Source organism: Rhizobium hidalgonense (assembly GCF_002914525.1).
In the GTDB taxonomy this organism is placed as follows: Bacteria; Pseudomonadota; Alphaproteobacteria; order Rhizobiales; family Rhizobiaceae; genus Rhizobium; species Rhizobium hidalgonense.
Genome location: NZ_LODW01000011.1, coordinates 65,690 through 85,940, shown reverse-complemented (window position 1 = coordinate 85,940; position 20,251 = coordinate 65,690). Strand labels below are relative to the sequence as shown.

Genomic DNA, 20,251 nt, shown 5'->3' with positions numbered 1-20,251 from the left:
TTCGACGTCTTAGGAAAGGGCTGCATCGTGGAGGAGACACGGTCAAGGTGACGAGACGACGATGCAGGTAAACCACCAGGAGGAGATATCCATGCGTTCTTCACGCAGCCTTTTTCACACCGTCGCTTTTTCCGCGCTTCTCGCCGCAGCCTCATTTACGTCAGGCGCTGCCCATGCAGCCGACAAGATCACCATCATGGTCGGCGGCTATGAGAAGCAGATCTATCTGCCCGCCAAGCTCGCCGAATCCCTCGGCTACTTCAAAGATGAGGGCCTCGACGTCGAACTCCTGAACGAAGCTGCCGGTGTCGACGCTGAAAACCAGCTGCTGGCTGGCGCCGTCCAGGGCGTGGTCGGCTTCTATGACCACTGTGTGGACCTGCAGGCCAAGGGCAAATTCGTCGAATCCATCGTCCAGTTCAGCCAGGCGCCGGGCGAGGTCGAGATGGTCTCGAGCAAACATCCCGAGATCAAGTCGCCGGCCGATTTCAAGGGCAAGACCCTCGGTGTCACCGGTCTCGGCTCGTCCACGAACTTCCTGACCCTCTTCATGGCGTCGAAGGCCGGACTGAAGCCCGGCGACGTCGTCACCGTTCCGGTCGGCGCCGGCGGCACCTTCATCGCCGCCATGCAGCAAGATCAGATCCAGGCCGGCATGACGACCGAGCCGACGATCTCGCGCCTGATCAAGACAGGCGAAGCCAGCGTGCTCGTCGACATGCGCACGGTCGAGTCGACCCGTCAGGCGCTCGGCGGCACCTATCCGGCCGCTTCGCTTTATATGGAAGCCTCCTGGGTCGACGCTCACAAGGAAGAGGCGCAGAAGCTCGCCAATGCCTTCGTCAAGACGCTGAAGTACATCAACACGCATTCTGCCGCCGAGATCGCGGACAAGATGCCAAAGGATTTCTACGTCGGCGACAAGGACGGCTACGTCAAGGCTCTCGACGCCGGCAAGGGCATGTTCACGCCCGACGGCGTCATGCCGGAAGACGGCCCCAAGACCGTGCTTGCTGTGCTCTCGGAGTTCTCCAAGAACGTTAAGGGCAAGCAGATCGATCTTTCAAAGACTTACACGACGGAATTCGTCAAGAACGTCAAGTAACCCATGCGCCGCTTCCGACTGCAATCGGAAGCGGCCTTCGATTGGTCCACGGGCATTGCGTGCACGCGCCCTAAGGCACGCCTCAGGTATCATCATGCAACAGGATAGTAAGCAGATCCCGGCGATCGAGCTGATCAATGTCAGCCGGCGTTTCGTCTCGCCGACCGGCAAATCCCTGACTGCGCTGCGCGATTTCAACATGACGGTCGCGCGCGGCGAGTTTGTCGCCGTCGTCGGCCCGACCGGCTGCGGCAAGTCGACGACCCTCAACCTGGTCACCGGCCTCGCACGCCCGAGCGCCGGCGAAGTGCGGCTGATGGGCGGCCCGATCACCGGCATCGACCCGCGTGTCGGCTTCGCATTCCAGACCGACGCACTCTTTCCCTGGAAGAACGTAATAGATAATGTCATGGCCGGCCCGCTGTTTCGCGGCAAGTCCCGTGCCGAGGCGGAAAAGAGCGCCCGCGATTGGCTGGCCCGTGTCGGCCTGTCGAAGTTCCTCCATCATTATCCCCATCAGCTTTCCGGCGGCATGCGCAAACGTGTCTCGCTGGCGCAGACCTTCATCAACGAACCTGAAATCCTGCTGATGGACGAGCCCTTCTCGGCGCTCGACGTGCAGACCCGCACGGTCATGCACGAAGAACTCCTGAAGCTCTGGGCGGAGCGCAAGGCCTCGGTGGTGTTCGTCACCCACGATCTCGAAGAGGCCGTAGCCCTTGCCGACAAGGTCTATGTACTCACCGCCGGCCCGGCCACGGTCAAGTCGGTCTACCCGATCGATCTTCCCCGTCCGCGCGTGGTGTCGGAGATCCGCTACGAGCAGAGCTTCATCGACTATTGTAAGACGATCTGGGAGGACCTGCGCGAGGAGGTTGAGACCAGCTACCGCCGCGCAAGCGAAGCGGCTTGAGAGGAGGATATCATGGCAAACACCACATTCGAGGCCGGTTCGGCCACGCTGTTTCGTCCGGGCACATCTGATGCCGAAATCGAAGCCTCCGCGCTGAAGGCGGTACGCCGGCGCAACACGCTCGTGCGCTTCTGGCAGATTGCCATCCTGGTCTTCGTCATCGGCATGTGGGAACTCTCCTCCAACATGCAGTGGATCGATCCGTTCTTCTACTCGAGCCCGAGCGGCGTGCTTGAGCGTCTTTACGAATGGGCGACCGAGGGCACCACCGAAGGGTCGCTCTGGTATAATCTGTGGGTGACGATGGAGGAGGCGCTGATCGGCTTCTTCGCAGGCTCGATTACCGGCGTCTTCGTCGGCATCGGCCTCGGCCGCAACCGCTTCCTGTCGGACATTTTCTCCGTCTACATCAAGGCGATCAACTCGATCCCGCGCGTGGTTCTTGCTCCGATCTTCATCATGATCATGGGTCTCGGCCTGCCGTCCAAGGTGGCTCTCGCCTTCATCATGGTGTTCTTCGTCGTCTTCGCCAACGCCTTCCAAGGCGTGCGCGAAGCCGACCGCAACATGATCGCCAATGCCCGCATCCTCGGTGCCTCGGACTGGCAGGTGACGCGCACGGTGGTCATTCCCTCGGCCATGAGCTGGATCTTCGCCAGCCTGCACGTCTCCTTCGGCTTTGCAATCATCGGCGCCATCGTCGGCGAATTCGTCGGAGCCCGCTTCGGCATCGGCCAGTTGATCTCAATCGCGAAGGGCACGTTCGACGCGGCCGGCATGTTCGCGGCCATCCTCCTCGTCATGGTCGTCACGCTTGTTGCCGAATACATCATGACACTGGTCGAGAACCGCCTGGCGAAATGGCGCCCGCAGCAGCACCTCGATACGCAATAATCCGCCTCCTCCCAAGGCAGATCGAAGCGAAGGCCGGGCGCAACGCCCGGCCTTCTTTTTATTGACCGTGTCATCCGGCGCTTGCCCTCATTCGGCTGCCGCCACCTTCTTGCCTGCGGGGCGAAGGGACCATGCCGCACCGTCTCCGTTCCCCTCCTCTCGCCCCATTTACGGGGGTCCGCAAGACGGGTCGAGACCAGTGGCTCGACCCCGGCAAGGGCTAGGGGTGAGGGCAAGCCATCCCCGCGAACCGGCGGACAGAATGAATAAGCCCAAGCATGACCGTTCAAGCAAGCGGAAGCCGCACGGTCACGACGAGACCGCCACCCTCGGCATCGCTCAGCGAAACCAAACCTCCGGCCCCTTCGACGACCTCGCGGACAATCGCAAGCCCGAGACCGCTCCCTTCGCTTTCGGTTCCCATGATCCGGTAGAACCGTTCGAAAACCTGTTCGCGCTCCCCTTCGGGAATACCCGGCCCATTATCCTCGACGGTGACGACGGCGTGGCCGTTCTCCTGCGCGACGGCGACGGTCACCCGTCCATTGGCTTTGCTATAGCGGATCGCATTGTCGATGAGGTTGACCAGCATTTCGCGCAGCATCGTCCCGTCGCCCTCGACGACAATCGACCGATCCGCTTCCAAACCAACGTCGATGTTGCGCTTGAGCGCCTCTTCGGCATAGGCCTCCAGTATCTCACGGGCCGCCTTGCTGAGATCGGTCGCATCGCTACGCGGGCGCCGGCTGCCTGGTTCGGCCCGCGACAAGGTCAGCAACTGGCTGGCGAGACGCGAAATCTGCCGCGTGCTGGTGCGAAGGGCGACAAGCGCCTCGTCGCGGCGGGCGGCATCGCCTTCACGGGCCGCCACGCTCGCCTGTGTCGAAATCAGCGCGAGCGGGGTTCTGAGTTGATGGGCAGCATTCGACACAAACCGCCGCTGTGCGGCCATCTGGTTCTGGACGCGCTCCATATAGTCGTTCAGGGCATGGACGAGCGGACGCAGTTCGCTCTGCACCATCTCGGGTGGTAGCGGATCAAGACGATTGCGCCCGCGCCGGCGCACGGCGTCCCGCAGCCTCAGTGCTGGCGCGAGGCCGCGCTGAAGCCCGAGGATCGTCACCAGGCTTGCGAGGAAGACGAGTACGAACTGCTTCGAGAAATCCGAAAGCCACAGTTGCCGTCGCATCGCATACTGGCTGTTATGGGTTACAGCGACGGTCACCGAAATCGTGCCGTCATCGGGAAGGCCGACGACAGGATGATCGAGCATGATGACGCGCACGTCGGCGCCATGGAAGGCGCGATCTTCGCCTGCCCGCTGGACGGTCGGCCGCGGCAGGTCGGGAAAGCCGCTCACCAGGCTGCCCCAGGCAGTGATGACCTGGTAGGATACACGGTCGCCAAAGCCCGTATCGAACATCTCGAGCGCAGCCGGCGGCACGTCGAGCTGAACATTGCCGCCCTCGTCGACGCGGACAGCCTCGGCGATGACGCGGGCGGAGGCCAGAAGCGTTCGATCCGTCACCAGCTTTGCCGTCGCGTCGGCCGACCAGAAGCTGTCGTAAAGATTGAAGGCGATCGCCCCGAAGAGCGTCAGCAGCACCCAGCAGAGCAGTTGCACCCTCAGGCTCTGGCTGAGCCGCGCGATCGTTCCGCTAGCCTTTGTCACGACGCTATTCGACATGTCTGAGGAGATAACCAAGCCCGCGCAGCGTCGCGATCTGAACCGAACTGCTCTCGAGCTTCTTGCGGAGCCTGTGGACGTAGATTTCGATGGCGCTCGGATCGGCCTCGTCGTCGAAACCGAAGACGCTTTCGGACAGGGCGGCTTTGGAAACCGTGTTGCCAAGCTTCATCATTAGCTGTTCGAGAACGGCATATTCCCGCGGCGTCAGCTGCAGCGGTTCGCCTGCGACGAAAAACTGCCGCGTGCCACCGGAGAAACGCAGGTTGCCAACGGTGATCTCGGAGGATGCCCGATCCTGGCCGCGCCGCACCACCGCGCGGATTCTCGCCTCGAGTTCGGCGATTTCGAAGGGCTTGGCGAGATAGTCGTCGGCGCCGCTGTCGAGCCCCGCCACGCGGCCATCCAGGCTCGCATTGGCGGTCAGGATGATCACCGGCAGCTTGCTGCCGGACTGCCTCAGCCGCTTCAAAAGCGTCAACCCGTCAAGCTTGGGCAGCGAGAGGTCGAGGATCATCGCCGAATATTCCGCCACCTTGAGCAGATGCTCGGCGTCCTCGCCGTCATAGGCAATGTCGATAGCGTATTGCGCCTGTCGCTGGGCTTTGCCCAGCCAGCCTGCCAGATCCTTGTTGTCCTCCACCACAAGCAGTCTCATCCGTCCCCCTTAGCACGTGCAGAGGGTTTGGCGGAAGCATGCCTATGGCGTTGTCTCTCGTCTGCGCTGCCGGCACGAGGCCGTCCTCGGCGCCCTATTGGCGCGAATTGTCCGTTATTTGTCCGGCGCGTGCATTTTCCTCTGTCTTCATGTCGTCGAATATGGCTTCATGATCAACCGCCATGGAGCAGAAAATGTCCGGCCATGAAACCATTCTCCTCGTCATAGACGCCCAGGAATCCTTTCGGCAGCGCGATTATTGGGATGAGGGCCTCGCCTCCGCCTATATCGGCCGCCAGCAGGCACTGATCGACGGCGCCGAGGCCAGCGGGATGCCCGTCATCCAGATCTTTCATGTCGATGGAAGCGGCCCGTTTGCGGAGGCCTCCGGCTTCGTCAGGACGCTCGCCCCGCTCAGGATCGCTCCCGAAGCAATCTTCAGGAAGAGCCGCCACAGCGCGCTCGTCGGTTCCGGGCTCGACGTATGGCTGACCGAGAATGGGGTTCGCCGCATCCTCGTCTCCGGCATCCGCACCGAACAGTGCTGCGAGACCACGACCCGCCACGCCTCGGATCTCGGCTATCAGGTCGACTATGTCGGTGAAGCAACCCTGACCTTCCCGATGACCGACGCGGCGGGGCGCACCTGGAGCGCCGGAGAAATCCGGGGCCGCACGGAACTGGTCCTGTCTGGCCGCTTCGCCCGGATCACGACCGTCGAACAGGCGCTGGCGGGCCGCGGAGAGCAACTCGCAGCATGATGGACGCAGCGCAGCCCTTCGATATTCGCGTCTACGTCGTCGTGCCGCCGCGCGTGCTGCTGCTCGACGTTGCCGGCCCGATCGAAGTGCTGCGCAAGGCGAACCTCGAACAGCGCGCGGTGCGCTTCAGCGTTACCTATATCGGTCCATCGGCAACAGTCGGCAGTTCGATCGGCCTTGCCGTGACTGGTGTCGCCGCCTTGCCCGAGCGATTGCCCGATCAGGCGCTTGTCGTCATCGCCGGCAGCGCCGACGCGCCGATGGAGAATAACCGTCCGTGGGACGAAGAGGAGCGCGCCGACCAGGCTGCGATCGTGGCTTGGCTAAAGCGGGCTATTCGTCCAGGGGTTCGGCTGGCATCGATCTGCTCGGGCGCCTTGCTCGCCGCCGAGGCCGGCATGCTCGACGGCCGCGAATGCACCACCCATCACGGTTGCATGGAGGATCTGGCGCGGCTTGCGCCCACCGCGCGCATCCGGGACAACCGGCTTTATGTCGAGGATGGAGAGCGCCTGACGAGCGCCGGTATCACTGCCGGCATCGACCTCATGCTCCATATCGTCGCCGAAGCGGCCGGACATGCCTGCGCGCTTGCGGTGGCGCGATATCTCGTCGTCTATCTCAGGCGCGGCGGCTCGGATCCGCAGCTTTCGCCCTGGCTGGAAGGCCGCAACCATATCCACCCGGCCATTCATCGCGCCCAGGATGCAGTCGCCGCCGATCCCTCCCGCGACTGGTCGGTCGCCTCGCTCGCGCGCCTCAGCGGCGCCAGCCCGCGAAATCTCTCGCGGCTGTTCAACGAACATACCGGCATGAGCGCAACGGACTTCGTCAACCGCATGCGCGTGGCGCTCGCCCGCGAAATGCTCGCCGGCTCGAGGCTGGATATGGAGGCGGTGGCAATGCGCGCCGGCTTCGGCTCGGCCCGGCAGTTGCGCCGCGCCTGGAACCGACTGCATGACAGCCCACCGAGCGCGGCACGGCCCAAACTGGCCCTGGGCTCATAGAATAGGAGGAAAGGCGGTGCGCCCGACCTCGTCTTCGACAGCGACGGCCACGGCGCCAGGCACTTCCGTCCCCCAGATTTCGAGCTGCGTCAACGCCGGAAAGGGCGAGGCATCCCCGGCCTTTACAAGGCCGTGCAGTTGCACCCATTGGATGATGCAGGGCTCTATCGCAAAGCTCTGCGCAGCACCCGATTTCACCAGCGGGAATGGAAAGCTCCTGCCATCCGAGAAGGTGACGCTTGCCTTTTCCCACCAGGAATCATGCGGGAAATCCGCCCGGAGATAAAAGACGATCTCATCGATCCGGACCGGTCGGCCGAATTCCACCGTCAGCGCGGCTTGAGGATCGCGGTTGATGCCCCAGCTCGTATAGGGCCAGAAACCGTGATTGTCGTTGGCCTTTTCACCGTCGATGGCGTTGCGCGCCGCGAAAGCCGCCTCGCCGCGGGTTTCCACATTGGCCCGCGCATGCGGAAAGAGCGTGCAGTTGGCATGATCGTCCCAAGGGTTCAGAGCGAGATTGCGCCTTTGAGCGATCTCCCCGGGCCGAGCACCTCTTGCTGAAAGCCGGTGGATATCGCCCTTGAAGGCGTACGGGGAATAGGACTTTCGCTTGTCGCCGAAGGGCACGGCAAGCGAATAGGCGCCTTCCCTCATGTAGACCAGGGCGGGATGGACCGCGTTGTCCAGCGCGAGGAAGACGTGCCCCGCCTCGGAAGCCTCGACGATGACGCAGTCGCCCTCGCTATAGCTCTGTCGATAGACCAGAAACGTCTCGTCCTGCCCTGTCGAATTCGCCAGCAAGAACCCATCGGCATCCACGATCTTCAGCGTCAATTCCATGCTCGCTCTCCTCAGACGATCCGCAACGTCAGGCGCTTGCCGACAAGCGGCACGCGCAGACGAAAGAGTTTTTCGGGCCAGGCCGATCTCAGCCTGGTGTCATCGACCTCGATCTCATCGATCTCGATCGGGCCGGCGCCGTCGATGACAATGCTGCCGAGATCGGCAAGATCGATTTTCTCCGAGGTGACGGTCGGCGCGACGCAGGTCATCAGCGACAAAACCGCCGGCTTATCTCCGTCATGAGCGTCGACAATCTCGACGTGGCGGCCGCGCAGCAGGGTAACGGTACGCCGATAGCGGTGCACCTCCGCTTCCGGGGGATAGGCGCCTGATATGTCGAGCGATATGCGCGCACTCTCCGCGCCGAATTCGACCTCGACGTCGCGCGCGCCGAAGGCTTCGCCGGCCGACTGCATCACGCCTGAAAATGTCGGCAGGTTGTGATAGGCCGACTGCATCGTCCATATTTCGTAACGCCGTGGCGAGAAGGTCTTGGCGGTATAGGTCTCGACGCCGACATCGATCAGCAGCGGACGGCCGTTCTTATAAAGCGTCACGCTGCCGACATCGTTGTGATTGTGGCCCTCGCCATTGTTGCCACCCTTGACCGCGAGGGAAAACTGGCCGTCACGGGCGAGGAACAGGCCGATACCGGGATAGAAGATATCGCGCAGGGGGGCCGGATGCGGTTCGGCTGCCGTCAGCGTTCCCACCAGCAATTCCTGCACGCGGTACCAGAGGTTCCATTCTCCGGGCAGATGCGGGTTGTCGGCCGTTGCCCTGTCGGCTGCGGCGAAATCCGCCAGCATCTCAGAACCGACCGCCTTTCCGAACAGATATTCCCGGGCGCTGCAGGGCTCGACCACGGCGGAGGAATCCGCAAAGTTGAAATAATAACAGCCAGCCACATGCATGTTGGCGATATATTCGGCCATGTTGCGGACCTTCGGCTGCAGCCAGATCTTGTCGAACAGCCCGGGTGCTGCGCTATTGAGAACGGTCAGCGCGCCGTGAAGGCAGAGTGCGGCGTGGCGGTAATAGAGCACGCCCTCCTCACAGGCGCCGTCCTCGGCATAATCCTTCAGGAAGGCATCGAGGCTGTCGAGCGCCTTTTCGACGACGGCGCGGCGCGTCGATTGGTCGGTCTTCAGCGAGAAGGCGGTCAGCAAGACGTTCTGACTGATCCAGGCCGTCCAGTTGTTCATCCGCTCGTCACCGCTGCCCATCCACCAGAAATGCCGGCCGAGATAGGGCGTCAGGATGCGGGCCTCGATCTCGCGTTTTACACGCGCCGTAATCTCCGGGCTGATGCCGTCGAGCTCGTCGCCGAGCAGGGCGACGATCGTCGCCAGAAGGGCCGCTGTTTCCGCGGCGAAGAGATCGACAACCGGCTGCGATGTGTCGGGAAGCGGCAGGCGCGGGCCGCCGCGCCCATAGGCATTATGCGCAGGAAGCTGCCAGCCGCTCTCCTCGGCGATCAGGACGATGCCGTCGACAATTCCAGGCAGGAATCGCCCACCGGCTTCAACCAGTTCTCCTAGCACCAGATCGTTAAGCATCCGCCGGCGCGTGAAATATAGCGCCTCGAACCGCGAGCGGTTGCCGGTCTCCGTGTAGTCCCGGTAATCGGAGGCCGTGATGAGGGGCCAAGCACCCGCTATTGTGGCTTCGGCATCGCGCACGACCACATCCCGCACCGCATGCGGCACCGCATTCCATCTCTCGCGATCGGAGTAGGCAGATCCCGGCATGAAATCGCTGAGGACGTCCGGCAGCTCCCCTGAAATCTCGCTGAACATGTCCCTCCCCGCATTGCAAAATGCCTCTCCGGCGCATCGGTCTGATGCTCACCTATCATATGTTTTTGGCGCCTGCCATGAAATTTGTATGATCTATTCAGAACTTGTTTGACCAATAACGGAGATGTGCTATGTCGTTGCCAGGAGGAAGAACAGGCGGCGCCCATCCGCCCAAACGGCCCTGGATTTAAGTGAGAGAATCCCGAAAGCCGCCAGCCGCAGAAATGCCCGTCCAGGAGGAAGCATCGGTGTCCATATCGAATTCGGTCATCGCCAGGGATGGCGCTCCGGCAATTTCCCGCCGGAAGGTCGCCGTCGTTTCCAAGCGCCAGCGCAAGTTGCGTAATGCGCTCGTCGCCTATTCCTTCATCGCGCCGAACTTTCTCGGTTTCGCCGTCTTCACGCTCGGCCCGATCCTCTTTGCCTTCGCGCTTGCCTTCATGCATTGGGACGGCTCGAATGCGATTACATTCGCAGGTCTCGACAATTTCTGGCGGCTCTTCGACGACAAAGCCTTCATCGCCGCTTTCTGGAACACGGTCACCTATACCGTCGCCTCGGTGCCCGCGACGCTGCTCTGCGCGCTCGGCCTCGCCGTTCTCCTCAACCAGAAGATCATGGGGCGGAATTTCTTCCGCACTGCGATGTTCTTTCCCTATGTCGCCTCGCTGGTCGCCGTCGCGGTCGTCTGGAACATGATCTTCAATCCCGAGATGGGACCGGTGAACATGGTCCTCTACACGCTCGGTCTCGACCCCAAAAACATGCCGGGATGGGCAGCCGATCGCCACTGGGCGATGGTGACGGTGATCCTCTTCGGCATCTGGAAGAACATGGGCTATTACATGGTCATCTATCTGGCCGGCCTGCAGGGCATCAATGCGGAACTCTATGAGGCCGCCGATCTCGACGGCGCCAATTCCTGGCAGAAATTCATCCATGTCACCGTCCCGCAGCTCGGGCCGACGACTTTCTTCGTCACCGTCATGCTGACGATCCAGTCTTTCAAGGTGTTCGACCAGATCTTCATGATCACCCAGGGCGGTCCCGGCACCTCGACGCTCGTCCTCGTCTACCACATCTACAACGAGGCCTTCATTTCCTGGGATCTCGGCTATTCCAGCATGATTTCACTGGTGCTGTTCTTCCTCGTGCTCGCGGTCACGGTCTTCCAGTTCCGCCGCCAGAGGGAGGACGAGGCATGAGGATCGCCGGACGCAAGGTGACCATTGGGACGATCGCGATCTATGCCATCGTCATCGCCGTCACGCTGATCATGCTGATGCCCTTCGCCTGGACGCTTTCGGCATCCCTGAAGCTCAGCCGCGACGTCTTCGCCTTCCCGATCGAGTGGATACCGTCTGAGCCGCAATGGCAGAACTACGTGGATATCTGGACGAAGATCCCGCTCGCCCTCTTCATCTACAATACGTCGAAACTGACGATCATCGTCACGCTGCTGCAGCTACTCACCTCCAGCTTTGCTGCCTACGCCTTCGCCAAGCTGAACTTCCCCTACAAAAACACGCTGTTCCTCGGCTATATCGCCACTATCGCCATGCCCTGGCAGGTCTATATGGTGCCGCAGTTCCTGCTGATGCGCGAATTCGGTCTCAACAACACGCATCTGGCGTTGATCTGCCTCCAAGCCTTCACCGCCTTCGGCGTCTTCCTGATGCGGCAGTTCTACATGTCGATCCCGACCGAGCTTTGCGAGGCGGCCCGCATCGACGGCATGAACGAGTACCAGATCTGGGCGCGCATCATGCTGCCGCTGTCGAAGCCCGCGCTCTCGACGCTGACGATCTTCACCTTCGTCACCACGTGGAACGATTTTCTCGGGCCGATGATCTATCTGACCAAGACCGAACTGAAGACCGTGCAGATCGGTCTGCGCATGTTCATTTCGCAATATTCGGCCGAGTACGGGCTGATCATGGCGGCTTCCGTCGTCGCGCTCATTCCGGTCCTCATCGTCTTCCTTGTTCTCCAGCGCTTCTTCGTCGAGGGCATCGCCTCGACCGGATTGAAGGGTTAAGCCATGAACGCCGTTTCATCCGTCGCCCCGCAGCCGATTACCGACGAGGAAGTGAACGCCGCGCTCGATATCGCCGTCGAGCAGATCAGACGCAACCTTCCAGAATTCACCCACGCCGCGCAGAACCATTCGAGCGTCAAGAATTTCTATCCTCCGGTCGCGAACGATCAGTGGACCGCGGGCTTCTGGCCAGGCGAGCTCTGGCTCGCATTCGAACACACAGGCGACGCGCCTTTTCGGGATGCCGCACAGATCCAGGTCCAATCGTTCCTGCATCGGATCGTCAATCGCATCGAGACCGATCATCACGATATGGGCTTTCTCTATTCGCCTTCCTGCATCGCCGCCTGGAAACTCGTCGGCGACGAGGATGGCCGCCGAGCCGCGATCCTGGCGGCCGACCAGCTGATCGAGCGCTTCCAGCCGATCGGCCAGTTCATCCAGGCCTGGGGCCACAAGGGCAAGGCGCAAGAATATCGCTATATCATCGACTGCCTCTTGAACCTGCCGCTGCTCTACTGGGCAAGCCGCGAGACCGGCGATCCGAAATACCGCGAGATCGCGCTCACGCACGCCCGCACCACGCTCGCCAACTCGGTGCGGCCGGATGATTCCACCTATCACACCTTCTACATGGATCCGGTCACCGGAGCGCCGGTGCGCGGCGCGACCAAACAGGGCTACCGGGACGACAGCGCCTGGGCGCGCGGGCAGGCCTGGGCAATCTCAGGCATGGCGATCTCCTACCGCTACGAGCGGATCGAGGAATATCGCCAGTCCTTCGATCGACTGCTCGCCTTCTATCTCAACCGGCTGCCGGCAGACATGGTGCCCTATTGGGATCTGGTCTTTTCCGACGGCGACGGCGAGCCGCGCGACAGCTCGTCGGCCTCGATCACCGCCTGCGGCCTGCTTGAAATGGCCGAACTCGTCGAATCCGAACAAGCCGAGCGCTATCGCACGCTGGCACGCCGCATGATCAAGAGCCTGGCCGACCACTACGCGGTCAAGGACCCGGCCATCTCCAACGGCCTGGTGCTGCACGCCACCTATTCGAAGAAATCGCCCTTCAACACCTGCCGCGGCGAGGGCGTCGATGAATGCGTCTCCTGGGGAGACTATTATTACATGGAAGCTTTGACGCGCCTTTCGCGTCGCTGGTCTTCCTATTGGTGACCTCAGGAGAACCCGATGGCCAGCATTTCGCTTAAAGAGCTGAACAAATCCTACGGCGCGCTCACCGTCGTCCACGATATCGATCTGGAGATCGCCGATAAGGAATTCATCATTCTGGTCGGCCCCTCCGGCTGCGGTAAATCGACGACGCTCAGGATGATCGCCGGCCTCGAGGAGATCTCCGGCGGCGAACTCAAGATCGGCGGCGACGTCATGAACGACGTCCCCTCCAAGGATCGGGATATCGCCATGGTGTTCCAGAACTATGCGCTCTACCCGCATATGACCGTCTACAAGAACATGGCCTTCGGCCTGCAACTCAGAAAGGTGTCGCGCGACTTCATCGATGCCCAGGTGCAGGATGCCGCCAAGATTCTCGACATCACCCATCTCTTGAACCGCAAGCCGAAGGCGCTTTCGGGCGGCCAGCGCCAGCGCGTCGCACTCGGCCGCGCCATGGTGCGAAATCCGGCCGTCTTCCTCCTCGACGAACCGCTTTCCAATCTCGACGCCAAGCTGCGCGGCACGATGCGCTCCGAAATCACCAAGCTGCACAAGCGCCTCAACGCCACCTTCATCTACGTCACCCACGACCAGGTGGAAGCCATGACCATGGCCGACCGCATCGTCGTCATGAAGGACGGCCACATCCAGCAGGTCGACACGCCGCAGAACCTCTACGATCGTCCCGTCAACATGTTCGTCGCCGGCTTCATCGGCGCACCGCAGATGAACATGCTGCCATCGACCATTCAGCGCCGCGGCGACGGTTATGTCGCCGTCTTCGATGGAAGGGAGCTGCCGCTGCCCGATCATTTCGACAAGAGCAGGATCGCGCCCTACGAGGGCCGCGAGCTGGTGCTCGGCATTCGCCCGGAGAATTTCCACGAACTGCCGCCGGCCGACATCCCGCCCGAGAACCTGGCGCCGCTCCAGGCGGTGGTGGAACTTGCCGAACCAATGGGCTCGGAAGTGCACCTGAACATGGTGGCCGGTGGGCGCAATCTCATCGCCCGCGTGTCGCCACGCTTCCGGCCTGCGATCGGCGAGGAGGCGACGCTCACCGCCGACATGAGCAATGCGCAGCTGTTCGACAAGGAAACGGAACGCTCGATTCTCTACTGAGCGCCTGGGGAGACGTCATGCAGTGGTTGCGGGATATGTGGACGAGGGAGGGGCCGGGCATTCCAAAGGATGCGCCGAAGAGGACCGGCCTTGCACTGTTCGCCGAAATCCTCGCCCGCGAATGGTGGGAGATGGTCAAGCTCAACATACTGTTCATCCTCGCCTCGCTGCCCGTCGTAACGCTGCCGGCGGCGTTCATCGCCATGGCCGGCGTCTCGGTGGCATTGGTGGAAGATCGCAACACCTATCTCCTGCGCGATTTCATGGACGCATTTCTGCGGCACTTCTGGCGCGCCACGGCCTGGGGCCTGGCGCTGGCGGGTGCGCTCGCCATTTGCATCCAGGCGATCCTTACCTATGCCGCCGGCGCGCGGGAGAATTTGATGTTCGCCGCACCACTGGCGATCGCCCTTGTCGGGACCGCTTTCGTCGCCGTGCTCGCCTGCCATCTCGTCGTCCTGATGGCGATGCGCGATCTGCCGGCTTTGCGGCTGCTGCGCCTCGCCGCCCTCGCCTCGGTGGCCCGTCCGTTCCCGGCCCTTGCAGCGCTTGGCTTCAACGCCGGGCTGTGGCTGGCGCATATTCTCTTCTATCCGGTTTCGGTGTTCATGCCGGCAACCTTCATTTTTTCACTCGGAATGTTCGCCGTCGCATTCGGCGTCCATCGGGCAGCGGTGTTGGTTCTGGACCTGCCGGAGGCAATGCAGCCGCACCGACGCTTCATAAAATAACTGATTCAGAGATGATCCAGGGAAGGAGAACAGGTATGTATTTGGATAAATTCGGGAGGACGGTGAAACTTGCAATGGCAGGTTTCACCTTGGCGGCGATGACGGCGGGGGCAGCGCTTGCCCAGGACGCCGTGACGCTCAAATGGGCTTTGTGGGACTGGGACAAAACAGCCTATTACAAGCCGCTGATCGAGGCCTATCAGGCCAAGCATCCGAACGTGAAGTTCGAGCCGATGGACCTCGGCTCGCAAGACTATCAGCAGATGATCTCGACGCAGCTGACCGGCGGCTCCAAGGATATAGACATCGTCACCGTCAAGGACGTGCCGGGCTACACCAACCTGGTGCGCGCCGGCAATATCGCCGATCTCAGCGGCTTCGTAAAAGATCAGAAGATCGATCCGGTCCCCTATGGCGGCCTGATCGAAGAACTGACCATCGACGGCAAGATCTATTCGATACCGTTCCGCTCCGACTTCTGGGTGGTCTATTACAACAAGGACATTTTCGATAAGGCCGGCGTGCCCTATCCGACGAATGACATGACTTGGGCGCAGTTCGACGCAACCGCCGAGAAGCTGGCCGGCGGCATGGGCACGAACAAGACCTATGGCGCGCTTCTGCATACCTGGCGCTCCACCGTCCAGCTTCCCGGCATCCTTGACGGAAAACACACGCTCGTCGATGGCGATTACGCCTTCCTGAAACCCTGGTACGAGCGGGCGTTGACCCTGCAGAAGGACGGCGCCATTCCCTCCTATGCCTTCCTGAAGACGTCGAACACGCATTATTCGGCGCTCTTCTTCAACGGCACGATCGGCATGCTGCCGATGGGCACCTGGTTCGTCGGCACCCAGATCGCCAAGGTCAAATCGGGTGAATCGAAAAGCAAGAACTGGGGCATCGTGAAGTTTCCGCATCCGGACGGCGTTGCAGCCGGCACGACGGCTGCACAGATTTCGGGCCTCGCGGTCAACGCCAATTCCGAACACAAGGATGCAGCCCTCGACTTCATCAAGTTCGTCACCGGTCCGGAGGGCGCTGCGGTCATCGCATCGACTGGCACCTTCCCGGCGCTCAAGACCGCCGATGTCAGCGCCAAGATCGCGGCAACACCCGGCTTCCCTGAGGACGCGGCCAGCAAGGAGGCGCTGATACCGTCGAAAGCCTATCTGGAAATGGCGGTCAATCCGAACGCCGCCAAGATCGAGGTCGTGCTCAATCGCGTGCATGACGCGATGATGACCGACAATACCTCCATCGACGACGGATTGAAGGAAATGACCGAAGGCGTGAAGGCCATCAAGTAAGGCTTACGCGATATCGACGGCCGCGGGTCAGGCCCGCGGCCGACACTGTTTTTAAGTATTGAGCTCACGATGATTTATGATCCCGCCAGGGCCAACCCGCTTTTCGGCAATCCCCTGAAGACACGCGACGACCTCGCCAAGGCTGTCATCGACCTCTTCGAGCCGCTCCTGCCGTATTTTTCCGAGGGCGGCGCCCGCGTGCGGCTCGGTGCCACCGGCGCGATCTTCGATCGGGCGGCGGCGGACCTGGAGGGATTTGCGCGACCGCTGTGGGGCATTGTTCCGCTTGCCGCCGGCGGCGGCCATTTCCCGCATTGGGATCTCTACCGGCGGGGGCTCGCAAATGGCACCAATCCCGCTCATCCCGAATATTGGGGCGATCTCGCCGACCGCAACCAGCGGCTCGTCGAGCTTGCCGCCGTCGGCTTCGCACTGACGCTGGCGCCCGAGCACATCTGGGAACCTTTGAGCGACAGCGACAAGAAGACGGTGGCCGCCTATCTTGTCACGGCGCGAGACCTCGAATTCATCGACAACAACTGGAAATTCTTCCGCGTCCTGATCGATCTCGGGCTGGAGCGCGTCGGCGTGGCGTTCGACCACGGGAAAAACCTCGCCTATCTCGACGAATTGGAAGCCTTCGATCTCGGCGGAGGCTGGTATCGGGACGGGCCGGTGCGGCGGGTCGATCATTACATTCCCTTCGCCATGCATTTCTACGGCCTGATCCATACCGTGCTGGCGCGCGGCGACGAGGCGCGCAAGGACCGCTTCCGCGAGCGCGCCCGGACCTTCGCTAGGGATATCCGCCATTGGTTCGGCTCCGATGGCGCCGCCCTTGCCTTCGGCCGCAGCCAGACCTACCGCTTTGCGGCCGGCGGCTTCTGGGGCGCGCTTGCCTTTGCCGGCGTCGAAGCGCTGCCCTGGGCTGAGATCAAGGGTTATTACATGCGGCATCTCCGTTGGTGGTCGGTGATGCCGATTGCCGACCGTGATGGCGTTCTCTCGACCGGCTACGGTTATCCCAACCTGCTGATGAGCGAGAGTTACAACTCTCCGGGTTCGCCCTATTGGGCACTGAAATTCTTCCTGCCGCTGGCGCTTCCGGAGGGTCATCCCTTCTGGACCGCCGCAGAAGCGCCGCAGCCGGATTTCCCGGAGCCGGTGGCGCTGAAGCCGGCAGGCATGGTCGCCATGCACACGCCGGGAAACGTCGTCGTGCTCTCCTCCGGCCAGCAGCACGACAAGATGCGCGGCGCCAACGAGAAATATTCGAAATTCGTCTATTCCACCCGCTACGCCTTCAACATCGAGGCCGACGACCGGAATTTTGCCGCCGCAAGCCTCGACGGCATGCTCGGCCTCTCCGACGACGGCGTGCACTTCCGCATGCGCGAAAGCCTCGAAGAGGCGCTGATATCAGGCGACCAACTCTATTCGCGCTGGCGCCCATGGAACGACGTCACCATCGAGACCTGGCTGCTTCCCGCAAACCCCTGGCACATCCGCATCCACCGCATCGCCACGCCGCGCGCGCTGAGTGCCATCGAGGGCGGTTTTGCGATCGAGCGCGCCGATTTCAACGCCGACCGATCCGAACAGGGCGAAGGCCGGGCCGTCTGGTACGGCCAGACCGACGTCAGCGCGATCATCGACTTGTCGCCCAATCCGAGAACCGGCCATGCGACGAGCCCAATCCCGAACACCAACCTGATTCACGCCAAGACCCTGCTGCCGCAACTGCGCGGCGAAATCGGCCCGGGGAACACGGTGCTCGTCACCGCGGCGATGGCTCTGCCGAACCGCGAGAACTGGGCCGAGGCACTCGATAACCCACCAGCCTGTCCTGGCCTGGAGGAGCTGCAGCAGCGCTTTCGTGAGAAAGGCGTTCGGGTGCCGGCATTTGCCCTCCAGCTGTAGCTCGGCGCTGGAGGAGTGATTGAGGCGCAGACCACCGCAGCAACCGGGTCGGGAGGTGATTATCGTGTGGTCAGCGCGGAACGGTATGCTTCAGCAATACGCTGCGCCAACTGGGCCATGTGATCGTCAGGTATTTGCAAGACCCCGTGTTCCGCCATCAGTGCATGATATTGCTGCTCCTCAAGAGGCACACCTGGAGGCAAGGGAACGACATGAAAATGTAGGTGGCTATTGGCTAGCTGACTGCCGAGCGCAAGCACATAGATTCGTTCAGCGTCGAACACGCTTGTGAGGGCGCGAGACAAAATATGCACCTTCTCCTGTAGCCGCAGATATTCATCAGTCGACATGTCTCGCGCCAGATCCTCACGGTGCTCCCGAGGGCAGACGAGGCAATAGCCGGGTAGAGTGGGATATTTGCTCAGGAAAATGAGTGTCTCATCGTCTTCAAAAACGCGATGGTGAAAGAAAGCGGGGTCGTTCTTGACCAAGCCGCAGATAAAGCATGGCCTTGTGCCAATGTCGCGCACATAGGCCTTGAGATCAAATGGTTGGCGCTCAATCATTCCTGAACCTCTGCCATTTCATGCACAGCGCGCGTATGCGATTATAAATCAGCGCGTCAACCGAAATCGAGAAGTGAATTCGCCCCCAGAGGGCATTCGCGAAATGCGCAACCAAAAACCCATAATAGCTTCGGGTTACTTAATAATTATATTTATTTCCTCCAACAACAGATCGGAATAGCACCCTTAACGCAATATTGACGACTGAAATCCAGCCAAACATGATGGTATACTCCGCCTTCATTTCGAGGACATATGAGGAAGATTCAATGCCGACCATTATGATCTGTCACGATGTCAAAGACACGAAACACTGGCTCGCCTCACCTGTTCGCAAACAGGTATTGGAACCCGTTGGCGTCACGAATATTCGCACCTTTACCCTCAAACGTCTAACCGCGTTGGTTTGGTCATGGACGTGGCAGACATGGATAAGTTGATGGCCTTCATGCAGACCAAGGCCGCGGCTGATGCCATGGCGAGTGACGGCGTCTTGCCCGAGACCCTCAGGTTCCTGGTTCAATCGTAACACGCATCTCCAACGAAACTTGGCAATGCAACGCGGGAGAATGACATGACGACCCTATTCGTGAGGCACGAGGTCTCCGACTACGCCACGTGGCGCAAGATATATGATGCGTTTCATCAGGTGCAAAAGGCCAATGGGGTTACGGCGGAAGCCGTCTACCGTGCCACCGACAATCCGAACGACATTACTGTTACGCACGAATTTGCCACCCTGGAGGCGGCTCAAACCTTCAGCAAGTTGGAAGATCTGAAGGCGGCCATGCTTAAGGGAGGCGTGCTCGGCACTCCGACCGTTTGGTTTGCCAATAAAACGTGAAATAGACCATGACTACGACTGCCGGGCGGTGGAGGCTGGTTTGCAGCCGCTCTCGGCGCATGAGATGACGGCGGCAGTGCGCTCTCTGCCGAGCGCTGTTATTGCCCGCTCCTCAAATCGCGCAGGAGATCCAGGCCACGCTGGTATCTTTCCGTGTTCTTGCCGGCTTGTTCGGCCTGCCGGAGATTGTCTTCGAGATCGGCCTGTTTGACCGGCAGCGCCAGCGGGTTAGAAGCCGCACGTCGGACGAATTCATCGTCCGCCTCGTCCGGCCACCGTGTCAAAGCATCCACCGCGGAAATGATCGCCAGCGGAAAGCCTTCCTCCCTCAGCCTGTCGAGAGTCCAGCCGTTTCCCTTCTCGGCGACGTCATGAAGATAGGCGACCGTTCGTGTCTCGTCGCCGGAAACGAGAAGTGCTACCCGCTGACAGTGCTCGAAGAACGGCCGGCCGGTCTTGTCGGCCTGCCCTTCATGCGCCTCGAGAGCGATTTGGATGGCGTGGTCGAGATGCTGCATCGGATTACGGCCCCTCGGTCTTCCTGATCTTGCGCTGGGACGGTTTTTCGCCCGTCGTCATCTCGATATCGGGCACGGAAGCCATGACGACCCGGCCAAGCTTTGGTGGCCTCGGATCGAGATCGCCGCTCTCCCCGGCGCCTTGAAGCAATGCCGCATCATCCCGATCGTCTTCATCGAGCAGGTCCTGCAGCGTCTCATGCTCGTCCTCGCCGGCCAGTTCGTCGCAGGCCTGCAGCCAATGGCGCTGATCCGCACCATCCGGGCGGCCCTCAGCCTCCCAGATCTCGTAGGCACGGCGGCGTATCTGTTCGTGCTTGTCTATGGCCATGATCTCCTCCAAGCACATTTAA

The 20,251-nt window shown here is 61.3% G+C and carries 20 protein-coding genes and 1 pseudogene; 14 read left to right on the top strand and 7 right to left on the bottom strand.

Annotated elements, in window-relative coordinates; all coding sequences use genetic code 11:
* The first annotated feature begins 91 nt into the window (after positions 1-91).
* The 3 genes from ATY29_RS00545 (at position 92) to ATY29_RS00535 (ending at position 2,912) form a co-directional block, all read left to right on the top strand.
* Positions 92-1,105 carry an ABC transporter substrate-binding protein gene (locus ATY29_RS00545; RefSeq protein ID WP_003572798.1) on the top strand — a complete coding sequence of 338 codons (1,014 nt, stop codon included), beginning with the start codon at positions 92-94 and terminating at the stop codon, positions 1,103-1,105.
* Between the two features lie 94 nt (positions 1,106-1,199).
* Entirely contained in the window at positions 1,200-2,018 is an 819-nt protein-coding gene (locus ATY29_RS00540; protein WP_003572799.1) for an ABC transporter ATP-binding protein, read from the top strand.
* 12 nt (positions 2,019-2,030) lie between these two features.
* Complete coding sequence (locus tag ATY29_RS00535; protein ID WP_025417622.1) at positions 2,031-2,912, top strand: ABC transporter permease; 882 nt, start codon at positions 2,031-2,033, stop codon at positions 2,910-2,912.
* Positions 2,913-3,198: 286 nt separating this feature from the next.
* Here ATY29_RS00535 and ATY29_RS00530 read toward each other — a convergent pair whose 3' ends face one another.
* On the bottom strand, positions 3,199-4,599 hold the full coding sequence (locus ATY29_RS00530; protein ID WP_097534565.1) for a sensor histidine kinase: 1,401 nt from the start codon (positions 4,597-4,599) through the stop codon (positions 3,199-3,201).
* Entirely contained in the window at positions 4,589-5,257 is a 669-nt protein-coding gene (locus ATY29_RS00525; RefSeq protein WP_097534563.1) for a response regulator, read from the bottom strand. The genes ATY29_RS00530 and ATY29_RS00525 overlap by 11 nt, the downstream gene beginning before the upstream one ends.
* Positions 5,258-5,439: 182 nt before the next feature.
* On the opposite strand from ATY29_RS00525, the gene ATY29_RS00520 reads away from it, so the two are divergent.
* Together ATY29_RS00520 and ATY29_RS00515 are read left to right on the top strand one after the other, a co-directional pair.
* Positions 5,440-6,018: an isochorismatase family protein gene (locus ATY29_RS00520; protein WP_172644321.1), complete on the top strand. Its 579-nt coding sequence runs from the start codon at positions 5,440-5,442 to the stop codon at positions 6,016-6,018.
* Positions 6,015-7,025, top strand: a complete 1,011-nt coding sequence (locus ATY29_RS00515; protein ID WP_097534561.1) for a GlxA family transcriptional regulator — start codon at positions 6,015-6,017, stop codon at positions 7,023-7,025. The genes ATY29_RS00520 and ATY29_RS00515 overlap by 4 nt, the downstream gene beginning before the upstream one ends.
* On the opposite strand, the gene ATY29_RS00510 is transcribed toward ATY29_RS00515, so the two are convergent.
* Together ATY29_RS00510 and ATY29_RS00505 are read right to left on the bottom strand one after the other, a co-directional pair.
* On the bottom strand, positions 7,020-7,868 hold the full coding sequence (locus ATY29_RS00510) for a discoidin/SUN/FTP domain-containing protein (protein WP_097534559.1): 849 nt from the start codon (positions 7,866-7,868) through the stop codon (positions 7,020-7,022). The two genes, ATY29_RS00515 and ATY29_RS00510, sit on opposite strands and share 6 nt — an antisense overlap.
* An 11-nt stretch (positions 7,869-7,879) precedes the next feature.
* A complete protein-coding gene (locus ATY29_RS00505; protein ID WP_003572813.1) occupies positions 7,880-9,670 on the bottom strand; it encodes a heparinase II/III domain-containing protein in 1,791 nt (596 codons plus the stop codon).
* 224 nt (positions 9,671-9,894) lie between these two features.
* Between ATY29_RS00505 and ATY29_RS00500 the strand changes: the two genes are divergently transcribed.
* The 7 genes from ATY29_RS00500 to ATY29_RS00470 all read left to right on the top strand — a co-directional run bounded on the left by ATY29_RS00500 (position 9,895) and on the right by ATY29_RS00470 (position 17,970).
* Positions 9,895-10,875, top strand: a complete 981-nt coding sequence (locus ATY29_RS00500) for a carbohydrate ABC transporter permease (protein ID WP_244597319.1) — start codon at positions 9,895-9,897, stop codon at positions 10,873-10,875.
* Positions 10,872-11,708, top strand: coding sequence for a carbohydrate ABC transporter permease (locus ATY29_RS00495; protein WP_097534557.1), 837 nt, complete (start codon positions 10,872-10,874; stop codon positions 11,706-11,708). Before ATY29_RS00500 ends, ATY29_RS00495 begins: the two co-directional genes overlap by 4 nt.
* Before the next feature lie 3 nt (positions 11,709-11,711).
* The gene (locus ATY29_RS00490; protein ID WP_097534555.1) at positions 11,712-12,884 is read left to right on the top strand and encodes a glycoside hydrolase family 88 protein; all 1,173 of its coding nucleotides are present in this window, start codon (positions 11,712-11,714) and stop codon (positions 12,882-12,884) included.
* A gap of 15 nt (positions 12,885-12,899) precedes the next feature.
* Positions 12,900-14,009, top strand: a complete 1,110-nt coding sequence (locus tag ATY29_RS00485) for an ABC transporter ATP-binding protein (RefSeq protein WP_097534553.1) — start codon at positions 12,900-12,902, stop codon at positions 14,007-14,009.
* 17 nt (positions 14,010-14,026) lie between these two features.
* Positions 14,027-14,740: a DUF624 domain-containing protein gene (locus tag ATY29_RS00480; RefSeq protein WP_097534550.1), complete on the top strand. Its 714-nt coding sequence runs from the start codon at positions 14,027-14,029 to the stop codon at positions 14,738-14,740.
* Positions 14,741-14,775: 35 nt separating this feature from the next.
* Entirely contained in the window at positions 14,776-16,050 is a 1,275-nt protein-coding gene (locus ATY29_RS00475; protein ID WP_097534548.1) for an ABC transporter substrate-binding protein, read from the top strand.
* A 69-nt stretch (positions 16,051-16,119) separates the two neighbouring features.
* On the top strand, positions 16,120-17,970 hold the full coding sequence (locus ATY29_RS00470; protein WP_097534546.1) for a DUF2264 domain-containing protein: 1,851 nt from the start codon (positions 16,120-16,122) through the stop codon (positions 17,968-17,970).
* A gap of 59 nt (positions 17,971-18,029) precedes the next feature.
* Here ATY29_RS00470 and ATY29_RS00465 read toward each other — a convergent pair whose 3' ends face one another.
* The gene (locus ATY29_RS00465; protein WP_097534544.1) at positions 18,030-18,536 is read right to left on the bottom strand and encodes an HIT family protein; all 507 of its coding nucleotides are present in this window, start codon (positions 18,534-18,536) and stop codon (positions 18,030-18,032) included.
* A 269-nt stretch (positions 18,537-18,805) separates the two neighbouring features.
* On the opposite strand from ATY29_RS00465, the pseudogene ATY29_RS00460 reads away from it, so the two are divergent.
* Positions 18,806-19,065 (top strand): annotated as a pseudogene (locus ATY29_RS00460) (hypothetical protein).
* 45 nt (positions 19,066-19,110) lie between these two features.
* Complete coding sequence (locus ATY29_RS00455; RefSeq protein ID WP_025418713.1) at positions 19,111-19,380, top strand: hypothetical protein; 270 nt, start codon at positions 19,111-19,113, stop codon at positions 19,378-19,380.
* A gap of 98 nt (positions 19,381-19,478) precedes the next feature.
* Here ATY29_RS00455 and ATY29_RS00450 read toward each other — a convergent pair whose 3' ends face one another.
* Positions 19,479-19,898, bottom strand: coding sequence for an HD domain-containing protein (locus ATY29_RS00450; protein ID WP_097534542.1), 420 nt, complete (start codon positions 19,896-19,898; stop codon positions 19,479-19,481).
* 4 nt (positions 19,899-19,902) lie between these two features.
* The gene (locus ATY29_RS00445; RefSeq protein ID WP_097534540.1) at positions 19,903-20,229 is read right to left on the bottom strand and encodes a DUF2934 domain-containing protein; all 327 of its coding nucleotides are present in this window, start codon (positions 20,227-20,229) and stop codon (positions 19,903-19,905) included.
* Positions 20,230-20,251 lie beyond the last annotated feature (22 nt).